Here is a 20,001-nt window from a genome sequence, read left to right on the forward strand (position 1 = left end):
TTGTGCCCGAAGCATCCCTGGTAGAAGACTCCGCGTTCTACCAGCGGCCGCGAGCACTCATCCTGCCCAGCCGCTGAAGTCACTCATCCACCTCGCGAGTCCGCCGTGCTTCCCGTTCACACCCTCCTCTCCGCCTTCCTGACGTTCCAGGCCCCCGCCGCCGCGCAGCCTTCCACTCCCGCCCAGGCGCCTGCTTCCGAGCAGACCACCTCCGCCGCCGAGCGTGCCGCGGTCTCCGCCGAGCGTGCCGCCGCCGCCGCCGAGCGCTCCGCCGAGGCCAATGCCCGCATGGCGGAAGCCATCAAGCTGCTCGCGGAAGGCATCGCGCGGACGGCGCCCGCCGCCGAGCAGCCCGCCACCCCCGAGACGCCCGCCGAGAAGAAGGAGGAGGCGAAGAAGGACGTCTGGGACGTCACCGTGGGCCTGGGCCTCATCTTCATCACCGGCAATGCCTCCACCGTCACCTTCAACGGCCTGGCCACGGCGGAGCGCAAGACGGAGCACTGGATCTACTCCGTCAAGGCGACGGGCGTTTACGGTGAGAGCCGTCCTCCCGGGGTGGCCGGAGAGGTGGCGCCGGAGTCGCAGGTGAACGCGCTCGCCGCGGCCCTGCAGATCCGCGGAGACCGCCGTTTCACCGAGAAGGTCAGTGGCTACCTGCTGGCCAGCGGGGACACGGACCATGTGAAGAGCATCGAGTTCCGCGGTGCCGGCGAGGCCGGTGTCGGCATCATCTGGTGGGACGAGAAGCGCAAGGACGGCGGCGATGCCTTCCTGCGCACGGACCTGGCCTTCCGCTACGCCCGCGAGCTGCGCTTCCAGTACTACCCCACGCGGATGGATATACCCGACGTGTCCCTCGGCGGCCCCCGCTTCGGCGCGGCCTTCCGTTACGGCATCACCAAGGACGTCGCCTTCCTGGAAGAACTCAGCGTGCTGCCCAGCCTCATCGAGGGCTCGCGCCTGCTGGTCAACAACCAGACCCAGCTCAATGTGAAGCTCACCAAGGCGCTGGCGATCTCCACCACCTTCCTCCTCCAGTACGACAGCGAGCCGGCCGAGGGGAAGGTGCCCACCGATACCTCGCTCTCGGTGAGCCTCGCGGTGACCTTCTAGTCTTCACGGCCCACGGGGGGCGGGCTCCTCGACGATGGGACGCCCGCATGGCTCGCGAGCAGGCGGGAGTCCCCGGTTCCCGCGCATCCCCGTCGCACGTGGCTAGCTTGGGCGGAGGTGCGAGGAGGCACCTCCCCATGAGTCTCGTGACGCTCTATACGAAGACGTACTGCGCCTACTCCAAACGGGCCAAGGCCCTCCTGTCCGAGAAGGGTGTGGACTTCGAGGACATCGACGTGACGGAGGACGAGGTCTGCTTCTCCGAGATGGTGGAGCAGTCGGGCGGCTGCACGACGGTGCCGCAGATCTTCATCGCCGGCCAGCACATCGGCGGCTGCTCCGAGCTGATGGAGCTCGACGAGTGCGGCGAGCTGGATGCGCTCCTGGGCACCGGGGACATCGTCTCCCATCCCTCCTGAGCTCAGCCCTCGCCACCCCGGTACCACTCCACCAGCTTCGAGAGCCCCTGCTCCAGTGACACCGAGGGACGGAAGCCCGTCTCCCGCTCCAGGGCCGTCGCGTCCGCGCACGTCACTTCCAGCTCCTCCGGCTGCGCGGGCCTGAGCTCCACCCAGGCCTTCGTTCCCAGCCGCTCCTCCAGCAGGTCCACGAAGCGCGCCATCGACACCGGCGCGCCCCGTCCCACGTTCAGCACCCGGTACGGCGGCGCGCCCGAGGGCGGCTTGTCCAGCACCCGCACCAGCGCCTCCACCACGTCGTCCACGTACGTGAAGTCGCGCTGCATCTTCCCCTCACCGTTCAGCACGATGGAGCGGCCCTCCAGCATCGCCCGGAGGAACAGCATCGGCGCCATGTCCGGCCGGCCCCACGGGCCATACACCGTGAACAGCCGCAGCCCCGTCACCGCCAGCCCGTACTGGTGGCTGTAGACGTGCGCCATCAGCTCGTTGGCCCGCTTCGTCGCCGCGTAGAGGCTCAGCGGCTTGTCCGCCACTGCGTGCTCGGAGAAGGGCACCGGCGTTCCCATCCCGTACACCGAGCTCGACGAGGCGAACACCAGGTGCTCCACCCTCGCCTGCCTGCACAGCTCCAGCACCTGCAGGAAGCCCGTGACGTTCGTCTCCGTGTAGTCCTGCGCCTCGGCCGGCGTCGAGCGCACCCCCACCCGCGCCGCCAGGTGCACCACCCGCTCCGGCTTCGCTCCGTCGAACAGCTCCCTGCACGACTTCACGTCCCGGATGTCCATCCGGTGGAAACCGAAGTTCGGCGCCGCCTTCAGCCTCGACAGCCTCGTCGCCTTCAGCGTCACGTCACCCGACGCGTCCAGGTTGTCCAACCCGATGACCGAGTCCCCTCGCGCGAGCAGCCGCTCACAGACGTGATACCCGATAAAGCCCGCTGCGCCCGTGACCAGCACCTTCATGACACTCACTCCATTGCTTCCAGGGCGAGGTGACCACGGAGGGAAGACCCTCACCCTGACCCTCTCCCAGAGGGAGAGGGGACATACCACCGAGTCAGTCCTCGATCCGCGTTTCCAGATACGGTTTCTGCCGGCTCCGCCAGACTCGGGAACTCGCGCCTTCCGCGAGCAGTCTCCCTACCGCCAAACCCGCCGCGCACGCGTGGTGCACGTTGTCGTGGACGAACAATGCGCCGCGACCCAATGGATAGAGTCCCTCCACCCCACTCAATGCGTTCAAGGCGCGCTCCCGTACCTCGGCGAAGCCCTTGCGATACAGCGGGTAGGCCGTCGCCATGCGCCGCACCTCGGCCCCGAGGATGTCCACCCCCGCCAGCCCCGTCCGCTCCAGCGCCGGCCGCACCCGCTCCGTGAGCTCCTCCGGCGACGCACGCCAGATGGCGTCTCCCACCGCGCACGGCAGATCGAAGCCCACCACCGTCCTCCCCGCCGGGCCCGCTCCTCCCAGGAAGTTCCGCGCCTCGAAGAGCCGGTTCGCCGGCAGCTGCTCGTCCGCGAAGTAATGTACGTCCTGTGTCGTGCCCCGCTCCCTCGCGAGCACCAGGTACAGCAGCGTCAGTGAGCGGTAGTCGAGTCCCTCGGCCGCTTCCGCTCTTCCCGTCCAGGCACACAGCAACGGCAGCGGCGCCGTCGCCACCACCGACTCCGCCGGCAGCTCCCGCCCCTCCACGAGCACGGCCCGCACCCGCCCTCGCTCCACCACCAGCCCCTCGGCCGCCGCTCCGCAGTGCACCTCGCCTCCGGCTCGGCGCAAGCCGTCCGCCAGGCCTTCCGCCAGCGCACCGAAGCCGCCCTCCGGATAGAAGTAGCGCCGCCCCGCGAACGAGCCTCCCCGCCCGAGCGCCGCGCGCACCACTCCCAGCGGGCCTCCCTTCTGCACCCGCGCCTGGCCGAGCGAGGCGTCCAGCTCCTCCGGCGCCAGGCCCCACACCTTCCTCGCCGCTGGCTCGTACAGCACTCGCGCCGCGTGCCGGCCCAGCCGCCGCGCCGCCTCCGCCCCGAAGTGGCTCCCCTCCGGCGGACGCAGCCGCGCCATCACCGCCGACAGCCCGTGTCTCGCCACCTCGGCGAGCCCCAGTCCTTTCGCGATGCCCAACAGCGACAGGGGATATGGCAGCCGCCGCCCGCCTACGTGCACCATGCCGCTGCGTGCCCTCACCTGGAGCGCGCCACCCAGGGCCGTCCGGTAGAGCGCCAGCACCTCCGGCCCCGCCGCCTGGTGCAGCCGGTGCGGACCGTAGTCCACCTTGAAGCCCGCCAGGTCGAACGAGCCCGAGAGCCCTCCCACTCGAGTGGACGCCTCGAGCACCACCACCCGCCTGCCAGCCCGCACGAGCGCGTGCGCCGCGGCCAACCCCGAGGGCCCCGCGCCAATCACCACCGTGACGCTCACCCCGTGCCTCCCACGGCGGGCAGCTCCAACGCCGCGAGTGCTCCCGGCGCCCGGCCCTCGCGCAGCCAGCCGATGCCTCGCGCCACCGTGCGGCCCATGAGCCACGTGTCCCGCACCGGCCGCCACTTCGAGCGGCCCACGCGCGCGTGGTACGCGATCGGCAGGAAGACGATGGGGTCTCCCGCCGCCGCCAGCGCCAATGTCAGCGTCGTGGTGAGCGAGAAGCGATCCGGCAGCACCGGCGCGAGCGACAGCAGATCCGCCGTGCGCAGCACCCGCAGGCCCGAGTTCAGGTCCGGCGCCTCGAAGCCGCCCAGCCACCGCACCGCGCCCCGGAAGAGCGCCTTCACCGCCGAGCGCGCGAAGGGCTCGGCGGCCCCGAGCTTCGGCCGGGCGCCGATCGCCTGCCGCGCGCCACTCCGCACCGCCGCCACCAGCTCCGGCAGCGCCGCCTCCGGGTACGTGCCGTCCGCGTCGAGCAGCGCCAGCAGCGAGCCCCGGGCCTCGGCGGCCCCGGCCTTGATCGCCGCGCCGTAGCCCACGCCCGTCAGTGTCAGCACCCGCGCTCCGGCCTCACGCGCCAGCGCGCCCGTACCGTCCCGCGAGCCATCGTCCACCACGAGGATCTCGTGCGCCTCCCCCGCCAGCGACTCGCCCACCCGCCGCACCACCCCGGCGATGGCGCGCACCTCGTCGCGAGCGGGGATGACGACACTGATCATCCCGTCGCCGCCTCCGGGGCCTGCGCTGGCCGCCACATCTCCCACAACGGCCACAACAGCATCGGCAGCCACCCCACCGCCGCCCCCACCACCGACACCGGCATCAGCCAGCCCCACTGGGGCCCCACGAAGCGCACCAGCAGCGGCGCCAGCAGGTGCACGAACGTCGCCACCGAGGCCACCGTGATGACGCCCACCTTCAGCCGCGTGGACAGCGCCGTCAGCATGAACAGGTGGCCCACGATGAGCAGCACCACCGGCACCGTGAACAGGTGGAAGTGGAACGTCTCCATCACCTGCCTCGGGGGCTTCTCCAGCCGCATGGGCGCGGCCTCCGCCGTCTCCTCGGGCAGTTCCAGCGCCGGGCCTCCCACCGCTTCCACCGCGGGAGCGGGCACGGCGGCCGTGGCTCCACCCCGGTAGTACTCGGCCGCGCCCTGCCCGGACAGGCTTCCGAACGAGTCCGCGTACAGCCACGCCGAGGACACGAAGCCCAGCACCAGGAACAGCAGGAACCCGGTGTAGAGGACGCGGGCCTCGAGCGAGAGGCGGGTGATGGGAAATGGCCGGGCGAACTGGCGCACGAGCGGGCTACCCCTTCGACAGCGCACCGGGCTTGAGGATGAGCTCGTCCAACAGGATGAGCGCGCGACGCACTCCCACCGCCATCGACCGCGACGAGATGGTTGCCCCCGTCACCACGTCGATGTCCTCGCCCGCCCGCACCGCGTCCTTCACCGTCTTCCCCTGGAACTGGCGCCGGAAGCGCGCGTCGGTGATCTCCTCACCGTACTTCTCCCGGTACACCATCACCTCGTGGCGCTCGACCACGCCCTCGGGCGACAGCTTCACCGCGAAGGTGATCTGCTCGTGCTGGCCCAGCTCCTCGTCGATGATCGCATAGCCATCCACGTGCTCCCCCGTGGTGGCCACGAAGATGACGTACTCGGGCTTGGCCGGCTTGTACCCGAGCCGCCCCTGCAACGCGGCCAGCTCGGCCGGGCCCGGCTTCACCTTGCGGAAGGAGACCCGCTGGCTCTTGGGGAAGAACTCCTTGAGGACCTGCGGCGTGGTGAAATACGTGGCCGCCGCCTCCGCGGGCAGCGATGCCCCCGCCCACAGCCACACCGCCAGTGCCAGCGAGAAGTGCTTCACGGGCCATCCCCTTACCACGCTCATGGCAACTCCCGAACCGCTTGGACGACGGCCTGCCTGACATGCGAGCGCCAATCCGTCCGCGCGCGATAGAGACTCTCCGAGGTGGCGCCTCGGCGCTCACCGCTCGACAGGACCTGGCCATCCGGTCCCACCATCATCGACTCCAGCTCGACCTCGGCCCGGCCGAGCGGCTGCAGCGCGGACAGGTCCAACCGCGTCAGCACCAGCACCACCGCCGCCTCCGCCCGGTACTGGCGCGCCAGCGCCGCGGCCTGCTCCACCGTGGGCGCCGGCCCCAGCAGCGACTCCGCCGCCACCACCTCGTAGCCGCGCGAGCGCAGGGCCTCGGCCCCCTCGCGCGCCACGACGTCGCGCGGCTCGTCCCCGCCGAGCACGTCCCCGACGAGCCCTCGCGGCGCGGGCTTCGACACCGCCGACGCGCCCACCACCACCACGCGCGACGGAGCCCCCTCCGGACGCCGGGGCGGCGTGGCACAGGCGGCGGTGAGCATCACGGCGGTGGCGAGCAGGAAGGCGCGCATCGGTTCCCCGGCTTTCAGAAGAGGTAGGCCACGCTGGCCATGAAGTTCCAGTGGCCCTCGCTCCAGAAGTCGCGAGACCACGCGTGCGGCATCTGGCCATCCCCGCCGCTCTTCTCCCAGAAGAAGCTCGTCTTGAGAACGTAGGGCGGCAGCGGCCGGAAATTCAGCCCGAGCGTCAGCCGCGACACATCTCCCGCGGTGACGAACTCCGTGTCGGTGTTCTTTTCCTCATACCGGAGCGAGGCGGTGAAGTGGCCGTCGTGCCACTCGTCCGGGAGCAGCCGGAAGAAGGGCTCGACGCGGAAGCGGTAGTTGGCCTGCCCGTAGAAGCCGAACATCCCCGTCGGCACCCGGTCGCGCGTGTTGGCCGTCGAGCCCTCCGGGAAGCCCTGCACGTAGCCGGGATCGATGAAGGCGCGCACCACCTCGCCCGTGAGATCCCACGCGCCGAGCCGCCAGAAGACATCCGCGTTGACCATGTTCACCCGGCGGTTCTCGAGGTCATACGCCCCCGTGTAGCCGGACAGGCCCGCCTCCAGGCCCAGGAAGGGCGACACGGACACGCGCCCGGTGATGGCCTTGTCGTCGTTGTTGTCCTCCAGGTGGCTGCCGCGCGCCGCACGGAAGCCCTGGCCATCGAGGATCTTCGCGTCGAGGCCGTTGATGGCATACACCTCGTAGGACAGCCGCCAGTCCCGCCCCAGGTCGACGCCACCGAGGAAGCCCGCGCCGGACTCGAACCAGGTGGTGGGCACCACCGTGGTGTACGCGATGGGCCGCTCGGGCAGCTCCTGTGCCGGCGCGTCGTGCCGCAGGTTGTACGCCCCCACCGGCACGAGGATGACTCCGGCTCGGAAGGTGAGCCAGTCCGTCAGCATCAGGTCCACCACCGAGAACTCGAGCAGCACCTCGCCCGCGCCCAGGATGCCGTCTCGCTTGAGCGGGCTGCCCGCGAATTCGAACTCGATCTCCGTCGCCGTGGAGATGCGCTCGGAGATGTGGCTGTAGACGAAGAGCACGTACCGGTGGTTGCGGAACGTGGACTTGCCCTGCTCGGGCACGATGAAGTCGTGCTCGGCGTACCCTCCCAGCGTCGTCCGGTCGAGGATGGCCGCCGCCCGCTGCGTCAACGTGGTGGTCGGCTGGAGCCGCTGGGTGAAGGTCTCCTGCGACGACTGGCCGGGTGTCTCGGCGTTGGGCGCCGGCGGCGTCGTGCCCGTGGCGGCCGGATCCTCCAGGCCCTCCAGGTCCAGGCGCGGGCCCTCGACCTGTTTCGATGGCTCCTCCTGGGGCACACGGGGGGCGTCCGCCGCTGGCTTCTTCTCGGGCGTGGAGCCCTCGTCTTGCGCCAGACCGGTGAGGGGCGCGAGCAGCAACGGGAGGAGGAGCAGAGAGAGGCGGCGCGGCACGGTGGCTCCGGAAGTCACGCGGAGGAAGGGAGCGAGGCCGGAGGCGCGTTGCGCGTTCCCCCCGGCCGGAGGATGGGTTTCTGGACGCGGGCTCACTGGCCGGTCTCGGAGCTCACGCAGCGGCCACGCAGACACGTCCTGCCCGTGGCACAGTGGATGTCCTTCTCGCAGCACACGCCCAGGCAGGTACAGCACACGGTGCCCTCGGGCTGGGTGCCGGCCAGACACTCGGCGGACGCGACACAGTTGGGCGGATCCACGCACACCACCGCCTTGGGCGCATTCGACTCGCCGACGTACGTGACCGTGCCGTAGTAGGAGTCCACCACCTTGCGGCCCGGTTCTCCCATGTTGGTGTCGAAGTACTCGTAGGCTCCCGGCGTGGGGAACGCGTAGCGCCAGTAGGAGTACGTCTCCTTGCCCTCGGTGCGGACGTTGTAGGGCTTCACCAGGTTGGGGCTGAAGAGCGCCGCGGGCGCCGACAGCGAGGTGACGTTGGTGGACACCTCGGGCTGGTAGTTGCGGAACTCGACGACCTGCCCCGGCAGGATGGACAGGCCTCCCGCCGGCTGGATGTCCGTGGGCTCTCCCGTTTCCGTGCGCAGGGTGTACTGCTGCCCGATGCATGCGGGCGCGATGGCGCGGTAGAGGCCGGCGGTGATGCGGTTGAGGGACACGGAGACGCGAGGGTTTCCCTTCGCCGACTCCTGAACGGGCCGGAAGTCCTCGGGCGTGGGGCCCTTGCAGGCGGCGAGGCAGAGCGCGAAGGCGAGGATGAGACGGGCGCGCATCAGAGGACCTTCTGCGGAAGAACCGGCGGCGCGGGCCGGTAGTGGAAGAGAACGATGTCGTGGGCGTGCGAGCGCACGCGCCGGTCGCACGCGAAGCGCGAGACGGGCTCCAGGTGGGCCGCGAGTGCCTCGAACCCGGGAGCGGTGGAGGTGACGTAGACGTCCGCCCCCGCGGCGGCCACGCGCTCCACCTCTCGGCGCAGCTGCTCGCCCGTGGCCGGACGGCCGGCGCGGTAGTGGGGCACGTAGTGCTCGAAGAGCCGCGCCTCCTCGCCAGTGAAGAGCAGCGTGCCGGACGGAGGCAGCGTGCGGGACACGTGTGACACCAGGCGCGCGGCGGGAGAGGGCTCGCGGCCCTGATCGAGTGCCACCGGCAGCATCACGCCCGCGGTGGCCGCCGTCAGCGCCCCGGCCAGCGGGAGGAGCACCCGGGGAGGACTCGTGCGCGCGAGCACCGCCACGCCCACCGCCACCAGCAGCGCCAGCGCGAGCACCACCGGCAGGGCATGACGCGCCTTGAGCAGGTTCTGCCCGAGGAACATCCACGCGCCGTAGGGGACGCCGAACGCCAGGGCCAGCAGCGTCACGCGGCGCTCGGAGGTGGACAGCGTCCCACGCAGCGCCGCACGGATGAGTGCCACGAGTGCCCCGGCCAGTCCCAGCGCCAGGAGGAGACGCGCGGCCAGCAGGATGGCGGAGTCACCGCCTACACCAGGCCAGGGCAGCCCGAGGCCCGCGGCGACGATGTCGAATCCGAAGTTCTCCAACCGCCAGCCGAGCTCCGGGCGCACGGCCACGGTGCCGCCCCACTCGCCCGTGTGGCCGCGCAGGAAACCCGAGCCGATGCGCAGCAGCTCCGCCGGGCCCGTGAGCGCCACCATCGGGAGGAGCCACGCCCCCACGCCGAGCCCGCTCCCCACGAGCGCCGCCAGTCGACGGCCGCGAGGCACCACCAGGGCCAGTCCGAGCAACGCCGGGAGGAACGAGGGCCGGGCCCCGAGCGCCAGGCCGGTCACCACGCCCGCGAGCACCGCCGCCCGAGGCGAGGAGTCACCCACCAGCACGGCGCAGGCCGCGAGAGCCAGGAGCGCGAGCCCCACCCCATCCGAGCCGGGTGTGGCACCGAAGAGGACCGGGAGGGGAAGCAGCGCCAGCAGGGCCGAGGCCGCCAGCGCCCCGAACACTCCGAGGTACGGCCGCAGGACGAGACCCAGGGCACCGATGGCCACCGCCCCGAGCACGAGGCCGGGCAGGGCCAGCGCCACCACCTCCTGGGCACCCGCGGCAGAGACCAACCGGGCCATGGCCACGTACACGGGGTAACCGGGAAAGTGAGGGGCCTGCGCCGCCAGGTCGAAGCCGTGGAGAGAACGAGCGAAATTCACCGCATCGAGATCCGGCAGGAGCCGGGGCAGCGCGAGCACTCGCGCCACCACTCCAGCGCCTGTCAGCGATGCCAGGGCCACGGCGAAGGCCCGGGGTGTCATGGACCCCTGCCCTCCCACCTCCGGTGCGCCCTTCGCGGAGTGGGTGAAATTGAAACTCATTCTCAACAAGCGCACATTTGCATACTATGCCCTGGGACAGGCGGTCAACGAGAGGACCGCTGGCGGCAGTAGGCGCTCTCATGGGACAGAGGGTGGCCATGATGCTGAGTGCCCTGCTGGTGGTTCTGGCCGCTGCCCCCGCTCCGAGGGTCCGCACCGAGACGCGCCCGATGATGGGGACGACGGTGACGGTGACGCTGGTGGGAGGCACGGCGGAGAAGGCGCGCGAGGGTTTCGACGCGGCGTTCTCGGCCTTCGAGCGCGTCAACCAGGTGATGAACGAGTGGCGCCCGGACAGCGAGCTGTCGGCGGTGAACCGCAAGGCGGGAGACGGGGAGTTCGTGGCGATTCCCGAGGACCTGTGCGCGGCGCTGCGGCGAGGGGTGCAGGGGGCGGAACAGACGGGAGGGCTGTTCGACCCGACCTGGGCAGCACTGCGAGGGATGTGGCGCTTCGGGACAGACTTGACCCCTGCCCTGCCGGACCCGGCCGAGCTGAAGAAGCGGTGCGAGCTCATCTCGTACAAGGACCTGGAGTTCGCGCTGGTGGGGGACGGAGGGGAGGCAGGGTGCGCGGTGCGGCTGAAGCGCGCGGGGATGCAGCTCGGGTTGGGCGGGCTGGCGAAGGGCTGGGGCGTGGACCAGGCGGTGAAGAAGCTGAGAGGGCTCGGGTTCAAGGACTTCTTCGTGCAGGCCGGGGGTGACTTCTACGCGGCGGGGAAGAAGGCGGACCGGCCGTGGAAGGTGGGCATCCGGGATCCGCGTGGAGAGCGGGACAGCGTCTTCGCGGTGCTCGAGGTCTCCGACGCGGCGTTCTCGACGAGCGGCGACTACGAGAACTTCTTTGTCCTGGAGGGGAAGCGCTACCACCACATCATCGATCCGCGGACGTGCTACCCGGCAACGGCCTCACGTTCAGCGACGCTCCTCGCGCCGAGCGCGGTGGACGCGGAGGTGCTGACGAAATCCGTGTTCATCCTCGGAGGCCAGGAGGGGCTGGCGCTCGCGGAAAAGTACGGCGCCTCCGCAGTGGTGGTGACGGCGGACAATCAAGTGCTGGTGTCACCCGGGCTGGAGAAGAAGCTGAAGCGCCCAAGCCGCTGAGTGTCCGCCTCATTATCCTTGATTAGAATCAACCTCTACGAGCTTGACGATGAGAATCTCTGCGAAGAAAGTCTACGAAGTGCTCAAAAGAGAAGGGGTCGAGCACATCCATCACGCCAACAGCGTGATTACTTCCTGCCAATTCCTACGCAATGGCGCCCTACTGTCGCGTGGCTCCATTGAGCAAAAAGGTTTGTACCAGACACCTCAAAACTCCGACAAAATAGACAAGGACATGGGGGTATGGTTTGACGTCTTCGCTGACTCAGTGGACATTCACCATCGAGCCAGCAGACTAAACGCCTATGGCCCCGTCCTGTTTTTGATAGATATCGAACTGCTAAAGAAGGCCTACACTGGCGGCATTTGGATCACCAAGCTGAATCCAACCAGATGGGAAGGAAAAAAGCACGAGGACAAATGGTTCACCTCCGTCAAGGAATTCGAGAACAACTTCAAAAAGGGCGAGTTCAATCAAATGCTCGTCTTCCGCCACTGCGGCGGAGAACTATCATTCAAGAAATATCTCAAGGAGATAAAACTAGATGATCCAAATCAAAAAAGCAAGCACACCAAGATTGACTATTACAGCATGGCCTTTGGAGCACTCAAAATATCAATGACCGAAGGTGGCATTGACGTCCCAATCTTTAGACGAACGTGTGTAGGCAAATGCTCGTGCATCAACGAATATAGCAGCGACATGGCGCGAACAGACCAGATGTACATGCCCAAACCAATCAAGAGCGATTAGCAATAAACTACTCTCTGTCAATAGCGTCCATGCTGCGGGTGGACAGTTCGACCCTCCACGAATCGTACCTACTCGACGGTGCCGTGGTCCAGCGCCACGTACCTCCTGGTGGCCAGCTTCCCCTAAGCCAGCTGGAGTAAGAGTTCCTTTCAAAAACCCCCTCAAGTCCGAGTGGCCCGAGGGAGCGCTCCGCTCAGAGGCGGTTTCTGAAAGGAGCCCTAAGTTCTTTCAGGGGTGCTCTTGCAGGAAAGGATGGGGCACCTTCCGGTCGCGCTCCGGACGAACTGGTCTGACTGTCAGACCAGTTGCTCCCGAGCGCGACCGGGAGCTCCCTCCTGAAAGGACTTACCCCACTTGGCTTAGACGAGCAGATAGGCGATGACCCGCGCAATGGACATGGAGCAGTTGCGAAACGAACTGGTAGACGCATGTGCCTGGGGAGAGGAGGACCGGGCACGCGCGCTGATATCAAGGATTGGCGAGCAACCCCGCAGGGCGAGAAGCTTGCTGGATGCCATGCTGAAGGACCCTGATGCTCGAGTACGTCAGGCAGCAGCCTTCGGTCTGGGGGTGCTTGGCGGCGCGGCCAATGCCAAGCGCCTGGAACAACAGCTCGCTATTGAAGAAGCCCGGAATGATTACGATGGAGCGTCCGTCGTAGAGGCCATTGTCAGTGCTCTGGGTCGTATCGAGGAGACGAACGTACGAGCCACCCTGGCGCGCAGGCTGGAGAGATTGGCAGAGGGCACGCCAGAGCCTGGGGATCTGTTTTCGGTGGTGCACGCTCTTTGGAGGAGACGCCACCCGGAGCTGGTGCCTGTCGTTCGGCGCAGTCTGGAGAAGCTGACCTCGGATCGCTATAAGAGCCTGCAGGGCCTGCTCGTGCTCCTGGAGAAGACTCCTGGAGAGCTTCGCACCTGGGCCCTCGACCCTTGCATTCCCGTGGAGCACAAGACGGGCGTCATCAACGTGCTCGAGGAGGAACTGCCAGCAGAACAGCTCTCGACCCTCCCCTCGTTCATCTCCACTGCCCACACCTTGCTCGAGAACACGGCAGGCCAGCGGAATGAACGAGATCCGGTCGCTTACTACTGCGAGTGCCTCGCATCACTGCTGCTGCGGCATAAAGAGCAGGTCCTGCCCGCCCTCCCAAAGGAGACCCGTTCCGAGCTGCGCGACCTGGCTCGGAAACTGATCGTCGTCACCGCTCCCAACAGCTCCCTCCGAGCCGCAGTGCTGCTCCAGCTCATCGGCCAGCCGGAGGACGCAGCTCTCATCGAAGCACACCGTCCAGAGGAGCCAACTCTGGCCAAGGTCTTCGATGATGCCGCACGAGCGCTGCGTCACCCTCGGAAGGAATGACCCTTCGTTCTCACCCTCAGTCGAAGAGGCCCTGTAGGTAGAAGCGGCCGTCCCTCGCGTCCCTGAACACCCACGCCGGCCCCAGCCCCTCGAAGTGCACCCGGTAGTAGTCCCGGCTGTACGGCCTCGCGTCCCACCAGTCCCCGCTCAGCCGCTCCGGTCCCACCAGCGCCATCACCCGGCGCCTCCGTCCTCCGAGCCTCGCCGCCAGCAGTTCCCCCGCAGCCGTCATCTCCACGTCGATCGTCGTCGGCTTCGTCAGCACCCGCGAGGGCCTCTCCCGCAGCACCTCCGGCACCGGCTCCGCTTCCTCCACCGACTGGAGCAGCTCGCCCTCCAGGCCCCGCCTCATGGGCGGCGGTCGGAACGTCTGGGTCCCATACGCGTCCTCGGGCCGGTGCGTGTCCTCCAGCGACGCCATGAAGAGCGAGTCCTCGCCCAGCGCCGTCGCCAGCCTCGAAAGCACCACCTCCAGCGCCGCGTCACCCTCGGGGGCATCCCCCAGTGACAGTTGCTGGCCCCGGTCCTCGCAGTCCTCCTCCACCCGGAGGATCAGCCCCGCCACCGGACCCTCGAGCCGCACGTCCGACAGCCGGTGCCTGGTCAGGTCCAACAGCATCTTCGACTGCGCCGTCGGCCTCGCCAGCGTGAGCGGCACCACCGCCTGTCCCGAGGGGTCCAGCTTCAACGTGAGGTTCAGCCGTACCGCCGCCCGCCTCCGGCCCCCCAACCGCCCGCACAGCCGGTCCAGCACCGTCTTGAGCGCGAACTGCAGCGGCTCCAGCGACTCGGCCGGCCACTCCAGCGTCAGCCGCTCCTCCAGCACCTCCTCCAGCACCTCCGCGATGAACGGCGTCTCATCCCCGCCCCGGCACCGCGTGTGCGCCCGCATGCCCGCCGCGCCCCCTCGCGCCGTCACCGCCCCCACCGGCAGCGCCGCCACCTCTCCCAATGTCGTCAGCCCGAGCGCCGCGAATGCCGTCTGCTCAGGGCCCTCCAGCGCTCCCAGCGGCAGCGGGGCCAGCGCTCGCGCGCCCTCCCCATCCGCCACCACGTCCATCCGCTTCGCCCCGTGCCTCGCCAGCGTCCGCGCCGTGAACTTCTCCGAGGCCACCACCACCCTCCCCCTCCACCCGTGCTCCGAGCACAGCGCCAGCACCTTCGCGCACAGCCCCTCCTCCCCATTCGTCAGATTCGCCGCCCCCGCGTCGAACCACAGCCCGTCCGGCTCCGACACCTGGAAGCCCGGCGCCACCGACATCAGCATCTCTCCAATCCCCACCAGCGCCCGCCGCTCCTCCTCGGGCCGGTAGGGAAAGTGCTTCAGCGTCGGCTCCAGCGCGTTCGCCGCCGTCAGCGTCATCCCCGCCTTCACTCCCGCCTTCAGCGCACTCGTGGACGCGCACGCCACCCGCTGCTGCCCTCGCACCTCCTCCACCAGCACGAACGGTCTGCCCGTCAGCTCCGGCAGCTCGATCACCTTGCGCTGCACCGGAAAGCGCGGAAAGTGCAGATACCCCAGCCTCATGTCCGTTCCCCTCCCCTTCCCTCAGTGCAGCGCCGAGCCCGCATCCAGGCTCGCTCGCAGCGACGGCATCGGCACGTCCCGTCCCGGACGCTGCCCCATGATTCCCCGGTGGCCCTCGCGCGGCGTCTCCTCCCTCGGGAGCTCCGGCACCGTCACGTCCTCCGCCGGCGGCAGCTCCGCTCCCCATGGGGACTCGCCGTCCGTCAGCTCTGGGTAGAGCGCCTTCCACGGCACCAGCGTCCGCGATCCGATTCCTCCCTGCCGGCTTCGCACCACCTCCACCGACAGGCCCGCGTCACCTCGTGACTCGGTCCGCAGCCTCATCATCCCGTCCCCTGGCGCCTCCGGCGCCGTCAGCAGCACCAGCAGGCTCCCCCCTCGCACCGCCGCGTCCATCAGCCGCTTTCCCTCCGCCGGTGACAGCCGCACTCCTCCCTCACCCCTCCCCGCCCCCGCCGGGCCACGCGTCAGGTCCAGCACCACGCACGCGAACGCCCCGCTCCGCACCAGCTGCACCGCCGACCACGCCAGTTGTTCCACCGTCTTCGGCCGCACGATCAGCAGCCGGGAGGGATCCACCCCCGCGGCCACCGCCGCTGGCGGGTAGAGCTCTCCCGGTCCGTCCACGTACGCGCACAGCCGCCCTTCACGGTGCGCCGACGCCACCGCCCTCAGCGCCAGGCTCGTTCGCCCCGATGCCGCCTCTCCCCACAGCTCCACCACCTGCCCCAACGGCAGTCCTCCCCCCGGCAGCAGCCCGTCGAAGGCCTCCACCCCCGTCCGCAGCGTCGCCAGGTACTGTCTCGGCGCCGCCTGCAACCGGCGGATCTGCTCTCTCAGGGCCTCTACCGTCACCGACAACTTCTCGGCCGTCGCACTCATCACGTCCCCCGTCCCACACTGGACCTGAAACTCGGTTCAGTATGACGAGCGGGCTGACATGCGCCAGGAAATGTCGCTCGGTGATCAAACGGGCCGACGGTTTGGGCCGGTGGGACTTGTGGGTGCGCAGGGGGGGATACATACCCTCACCCCAGCCCTCTCCCAGAGGGAGAGGGGGCATACACGGGGGGTCAGTTCGCGCAGAGCAGTTTGACTTCCAGCTTCTGATCCGTCGGTCTCCTCGGACACGAGGATTGGAAGTAGAGCCGCGCGGCTCGGCCTTCCTCGGACGGCGTGTAGGTCAGGTCTCCCCCCGCCACGCTACAGGTCTGTACCTCCCCGTCCTCCCTCGTCACCCTCACCTGCGCGAGTCTCCCGTCCGGCAGGTTCACCACCTCGATGCTCTGCGACGTCCTCGCCAGCGTCGCGATCGACACCAGCGTCTCCCGGAAGCTCGCACGGCAGATCGAATCCAGGTTCTTCAGCCCCGTGTCGAACAGCGACGCCATCTCCCTCTGCCGGTACCCCGGTCCATACGACGTCGGGCAATCTACGTTCCTCACGAACGTCCCCTGCGTCGTCCTGTCCAGCACCAGCTCCGCCCTCTTGTCCGTCAGCGCCACCGGGCCAATCGTCGCCCACAGCACCTCCCGCGTCCCTCCCTTCCCGTCCCCCAGGTTGCGGAAGAGCCGCGCGTACTCCGCCACCGGCGTCAGCCGGTCCGCCTGCTCGCTGCACAGATCCCTCGACGTGTCCTCCGTCAACGTCACCGGCGGCGGGCGCTCGGTCGAGCTGCAGTCCTCCTCGTCCGACACCACCACCACCAGCAGCCGCGCCTCGTCCCTCAGGAAGCCCCCGTTCCCCCCCTCCGCGATCGCCAGCGTCGTCAGCGGCGGCGTCACCGCCAGCCTCACCGCCTCCAGCGGCGACTCCTGCCCGCTCCCCCTCGTCCCCTGCCGGATCAGCCGGCGGAACTTGCCCAGCAGGTCCGGGTCGTTCTGCTCGATGAAGCGCTCGGCCGTCGGCCGGCCCTGCTCGTCCGGCACGGCCTGCAACCGACCGGATTGGTCGGGATAAAACGTGAACTGCTCGCGGTTGGCGAAGAAGGCTCGCTGGTACACCGACGTGGTGATGACCCCGACCCGGAAGTCCTGCTCCACCCCGTTGCCCTTCCGCAGCTCGTCCAGGAAGGCCGGCAGCTCGGTCGCGATGGCCGCCTGCTCCTCGGCCATGGACCCCGAGTTGTCGATGACGAAGAGGATGTCCGTCTTCTGGGCCGAAACCACGGGGGCCTCCGCCTGGCACCGGCCCGGCAACGTGGAGCCGGGCTCGTCCACCGGAGAGGTGCATGCCGCCCCCCACAGGGCGACGGCCACCAGCGCGCTCGAACGGAAGGGATGCATCAAGGGTGTATCTCCTGGGAAACGCGGCCTGATGTAGCACGCACCGCGTCGCGACAAAGATGGACCGCCACCATGCCCCACCCCCAGGGCGTGTGCGAGCAACCGTCCGGCAGCCGACGACCTTCAGGAAAAACGAAGGGCGCGTTTGCCATGTCCTTTTTGGTTGCTACGTTGAGTCAACTCCCACAGAAGATCGACAACAGAGTTGTTTGACCGGCACGGAAGCCGTCCGGCCGAGCTGGAAACCGAGGCATCGACTACATGTCCGACGAGAAGAAGAAGGGTTCCGCCGCAACTGCAATGCCGGCGGCCATGGCCCCCCCGGGGATGATCAACAAGGAGGACATTCCCCAGGTCCTCCCCATCCTCCCCCTGCGCAATTCGGTGTTCTTCCCGGGCGGCGTCCTTCCGCTCGCGGTGGGGCGTCAGAAGACGATCGCCCTCATCAAGGACGCGGTGCGTGACGACCAGGTCATCGGCGTCGTCACCCAGCGCCGCGCCGAGGAGGAGGATCCCGGTGCGTCCGACCTCTACACCATGGGCACCGTTGCCCGTATCGTGAAGCTCCTGAAGATGGGCGAGGACAACTACTCGCTCGTCGTCCAGGGCCTGGCGCGCTTCCGCGTGCTCGACCTGGTCCAGGAGGCTCCCTACCTCAAGGCCCGCGTCGACGCCGTGGAGGACAAGACCTCCGCGGAGAACGTCGAGGTCGAGGCCCTGGGCATCAACCTCAAGAAGCTGGCGCGCGAGGTCATCGAGCTGATGCCCGAGCTGCCCGCCGCCGCCACCGAGCTGGTCGAGTCCATCACCCACCCGGGTCACTTGGCCGACCTCATCGCCGCCAACGTGGACGTCCCCATCGAGGAGAAGCAGGCCGTCCTCGAGACCGTGGACCTCAAGGCGCGCATGAAGCTCGTGCTCGAGCTGCTCAACCGCAAGCGCGAGATCCTCAAGCTCTCCAACAAGATCGACTCCGCCGTGAAGGGCGAGATGTCGAAGACCCAGCGCGAGTACTACCTGCGCCAGCAGCTCAAGGCGATCAAGGAAGAGCTCGGCGAGATGGGCGAGGAGGAGGAGGAGCTCGACGAGCTGCAGGAGCGCCTGAAGAAGGCCGGCCTGCCTCCCGACGTGGAGAAGGTCGCCAACAAGGAGCTCAACCGCCTGAAGACGATTCCGGCGGCCTCCAGCGAGTACACCGTCGCGCGCACCTACCTCGATTGGATCGCCGACCTGCCCTGGGCCAAGCTCAGCGAGGACAACCTCGACATCGAGAACGCCCGCCAGACGCTGGACAAGGACCACTACGGCATCAAGAAGGTCAAGAAGCGCATCCTGGAGTACCTGGCGGTGCGCAAGCTCAAGAACGACATGCGCGGGCCCATCCTCTGCCTGGTGGGGCCTCCGGGTGTCGGTAAGACGTCGCTCGGTCAGAGCATCGCCAAGGCGGTGGGCCGCAAGTTCGTGCGCCTGTCCCTCGGTGGTGTCCGGGACGAGGCGGAGATCCGTGGCCACCGGCGTACCTACGTCGGCGCGCTCCCGGGCCGGTTCATCCAGAGCATGAAGAAGGCCGGGACCAAGAACCCGGTCATGATGCTCGATGAGATCGACAAGCTCGGCGCGGACTTCCGCGGCGACCCGAGCGCCGCCCTGCTCGAGGTGCTCGACCCCGAGCAGAACAACACCTTCAGCGACCACTACCTGGACGTGCCGTTCGACCTGTCCAAGGTGCTCTTCATCGCCACGGCCAACCAGCTGGATCCCATCCCCGGGCCGCTCCGTGACCGCATGGAGATCATCGAGCTGTCGGGCTACACCTTCGAGGAGAAGCAGAGCATCGCCCGCATCCACCTGGTGCCCAAGCAGCTCAAGGAGCACGGGTTGAGCCCGGACCACATCACCATCACCGACGAGGCGCTGCTGACGCTGACCGTCTCGTACACGCGTGAGGCCGGTGTGCGTAACCTGGAGCGCCGCATCGCGGACATCTGCCGCGCGGTGGCGGTCGAGGTGGCCGGCGGGAAGACCGACAAGCAGAACATCGACGGAAACCGGGTCAAGGAGATCCTCGGGCCCGAGACGTTCTACTCCGAGGTCGCCGAGCGCACCGAGGTTCCGGGTGTGGCCACGGGTCTGGCCTGGACCGCGGCCGGTGGTGATCTGCTCTTCATCGAGGCCACCAAGATGGCGGGCAAGGGCGGCATGACGCTCACCGGCCAGCTCGGCGACGTGATGAAGGAGAGCGCCACGGCGGCCCTGAGCTACCTGCGCAGCAAGGCGGAGGCGCTGGGCATCAATCCGAACTTCCTCGAGAAGACGGACCTGCACCTGCACTTCCCCGCGGGCTCCATCCCCAAGGATGGTCCCTCGGCCGGCGTGACGATCCTCACGGCCCTCACCAGCCTGCTCACGGGCATCCGCGTGCGCGGCGATACGGCGATGACCGGCGAGGCCACCCTGCGTGGCCTGGTGCTGCCCGTGGGCGGCATCAAGGAGAAGGTGCTGGCGGCTCACCGCGCGGGCATCAAGCGCGTCATCCTGCCGGAGCGCTGCCGCAAGGACCTGCAGGACGTGCCGGACCAGGCGAAGAACGACATCGAGTTCATCTTCGCCACCCGCATGGACGAGGTGCTCGAAGCGGCGATGGAGACCTCGCCGTTCAAGACCCCGGTGGCTCCGCCGGAGGGTGGGGAGAAGAGCGTTCCTCCCCAGACCGAGTCCGCTCCCGAGGTCCGCGCCTAGTCGCGGGCTGATCCAGGATCGAGGTCGATGACGGGCAGGTTCCCACTCGGGAGCCTGCCCGTTGTCTTTTTGGGGAACGTCCACCCGCCGGCCGGGGTCCGAGGGGAC

18 protein-coding genes are annotated in these 20,001 nt (G+C 68.6%); 6 read left to right on the forward strand and 12 right to left on the reverse strand.

Annotated elements, in window-relative coordinates; genetic code table 11:
* Positions 1 to 105: 105 nt before the first annotated feature.
* A complete protein-coding gene (locus JRI60_RS28380) occupies positions 106 to 1,116 on the forward strand; it encodes a DUF481 domain-containing protein (RefSeq protein WP_275439009.1) in 1,011 nt (336 codons plus the stop codon).
* 137 nt (positions 1,117 to 1,253) lie between these two features.
* Positions 1,254 to 1,535 (forward strand): glutaredoxin 3, encoded by a 282-nt coding sequence (grxC, locus tag JRI60_RS28385; protein WP_204219015.1) that lies wholly within the window; start codon positions 1,254 to 1,256, stop codon positions 1,533 to 1,535.
* A gap of 2 nt (positions 1,536 to 1,537) precedes the next feature.
* On the opposite strand, the gene JRI60_RS28390 is transcribed toward grxC, so the two are convergent.
* The 9 genes from JRI60_RS28390 to JRI60_RS28430 form a co-directional block, all read right to left on the reverse strand.
* Entirely contained in the window at positions 1,538 to 2,500 is a 963-nt protein-coding gene (locus tag JRI60_RS28390; RefSeq protein ID WP_204219016.1) for an SDR family NAD(P)-dependent oxidoreductase, read from the reverse strand.
* Positions 2,501 to 2,594: 94 nt separating this feature from the next.
* Entirely contained in the window at positions 2,595 to 3,953 is a 1,359-nt protein-coding gene (locus JRI60_RS28395; protein WP_204219017.1) for a protoporphyrinogen/coproporphyrinogen oxidase, read from the reverse strand.
* On the reverse strand, positions 3,950 to 4,675 hold the full coding sequence (locus JRI60_RS28400) for a glycosyltransferase family 2 protein (protein WP_204219018.1): 726 nt from the start codon (positions 4,673 to 4,675) through the stop codon (positions 3,950 to 3,952). Before JRI60_RS28400 ends, JRI60_RS28395 begins: the two co-directional genes overlap by 4 nt.
* Positions 4,672 to 5,259 (reverse strand): hypothetical protein, encoded by a 588-nt coding sequence (locus JRI60_RS28405; protein ID WP_204219019.1) that lies wholly within the window; start codon positions 5,257 to 5,259, stop codon positions 4,672 to 4,674. Before JRI60_RS28405 ends, JRI60_RS28400 begins: the two co-directional genes overlap by 4 nt.
* A 7-nt stretch (positions 5,260 to 5,266) precedes the next feature.
* Positions 5,267 to 5,854 carry an FMN-binding protein gene (locus JRI60_RS28410; protein ID WP_204219020.1) on the reverse strand — a complete coding sequence of 196 codons (588 nt, stop codon included), beginning with the start codon at positions 5,852 to 5,854 and terminating at the stop codon, positions 5,267 to 5,269.
* Positions 5,851 to 6,375 carry a hypothetical protein gene (locus tag JRI60_RS28415; protein ID WP_204219021.1) on the reverse strand — a complete coding sequence of 175 codons (525 nt, stop codon included), beginning with the start codon at positions 6,373 to 6,375 and terminating at the stop codon, positions 5,851 to 5,853. Before JRI60_RS28415 ends, JRI60_RS28410 begins: the two co-directional genes overlap by 4 nt.
* Positions 6,376 to 6,389: 14 nt before the next feature.
* Positions 6,390 to 7,802 (reverse strand): hypothetical protein, encoded by a 1,413-nt coding sequence (locus tag JRI60_RS28420; protein ID WP_204219022.1) that lies wholly within the window; start codon positions 7,800 to 7,802, stop codon positions 6,390 to 6,392.
* A 74-nt stretch (positions 7,803 to 7,876) separates the two neighbouring features.
* Positions 7,877 to 8,575: a cupredoxin domain-containing protein gene (locus tag JRI60_RS28425; RefSeq protein ID WP_204219023.1), complete on the reverse strand. Its 699-nt coding sequence runs from the start codon at positions 8,573 to 8,575 to the stop codon at positions 7,877 to 7,879.
* Positions 8,575 to 10,062 carry a hypothetical protein gene (locus JRI60_RS28430; RefSeq protein ID WP_204219024.1) on the reverse strand — a complete coding sequence of 496 codons (1,488 nt, stop codon included), beginning with the start codon at positions 10,060 to 10,062 and terminating at the stop codon, positions 8,575 to 8,577. Before JRI60_RS28430 ends, JRI60_RS28425 begins: the two co-directional genes overlap by 1 nt.
* 158 nt (positions 10,063 to 10,220) lie before the next feature.
* On the opposite strand from JRI60_RS28430, the gene JRI60_RS28435 reads away from it, so the two are divergent.
* The 3 genes from JRI60_RS28435 (at position 10,221) to JRI60_RS28445 (ending at position 13,341) form a co-directional block, all read left to right on the forward strand.
* Positions 10,221 to 11,225: an FAD:protein FMN transferase gene (locus JRI60_RS28435; RefSeq protein WP_239469761.1), complete on the forward strand. Its 1,005-nt coding sequence runs from the start codon at positions 10,221 to 10,223 to the stop codon at positions 11,223 to 11,225.
* 49 nt (positions 11,226 to 11,274) lie between these two features.
* Positions 11,275 to 11,979, forward strand: a complete 705-nt coding sequence (locus tag JRI60_RS28440; protein WP_204219026.1) for a hypothetical protein — start codon at positions 11,275 to 11,277, stop codon at positions 11,977 to 11,979.
* Between the two features lie 516 nt (positions 11,980 to 12,495).
* Positions 12,496 to 13,341, forward strand: coding sequence for a HEAT repeat domain-containing protein (locus JRI60_RS28445; RefSeq protein WP_204219027.1), 846 nt, complete (start codon positions 12,496 to 12,498; stop codon positions 13,339 to 13,341).
* 16 nt (positions 13,342 to 13,357) lie between these two features.
* On the opposite strand, the gene JRI60_RS28450 is transcribed toward JRI60_RS28445, so the two are convergent.
* The 3 genes from JRI60_RS28450 to JRI60_RS28460 all read right to left on the reverse strand — a co-directional run bounded on the left by JRI60_RS28450 (position 13,358) and on the right by JRI60_RS28460 (position 17,037).
* Entirely contained in the window at positions 13,358 to 14,869 is a 1,512-nt protein-coding gene (locus JRI60_RS28450; RefSeq protein ID WP_204219028.1) for a Y-family DNA polymerase, read from the reverse strand.
* Positions 14,870 to 14,890: 21 nt separating this feature from the next.
* Complete coding sequence (locus JRI60_RS28455) at positions 14,891 to 15,751, reverse strand: ImuA family protein (protein WP_204219029.1); 861 nt, start codon at positions 15,749 to 15,751, stop codon at positions 14,891 to 14,893.
* A gap of 191 nt (positions 15,752 to 15,942) precedes the next feature.
* Positions 15,943 to 17,037 (reverse strand): vWA domain-containing protein, encoded by a 1,095-nt coding sequence (locus JRI60_RS28460; protein ID WP_239469762.1) that lies wholly within the window; start codon positions 17,035 to 17,037, stop codon positions 15,943 to 15,945.
* A 378-nt stretch (positions 17,038 to 17,415) separates the two neighbouring features.
* Here JRI60_RS28460 and lon point away from each other — a divergent pair, with 378 nt between their 5' ends.
* Entirely contained in the window at positions 17,416 to 19,893 is a 2,478-nt protein-coding gene (gene lon, locus JRI60_RS28465) for an endopeptidase La (RefSeq protein ID WP_204219030.1), read from the forward strand.
* Positions 19,894 to 20,001 lie beyond the last annotated feature (108 nt).

This window comes from Archangium violaceum, from assembly GCF_016887565.1.
GTDB classification, from domain to species: domain Bacteria; phylum Myxococcota; class Myxococcia; order Myxococcales; family Myxococcaceae; genus Archangium; species Archangium violaceum_B.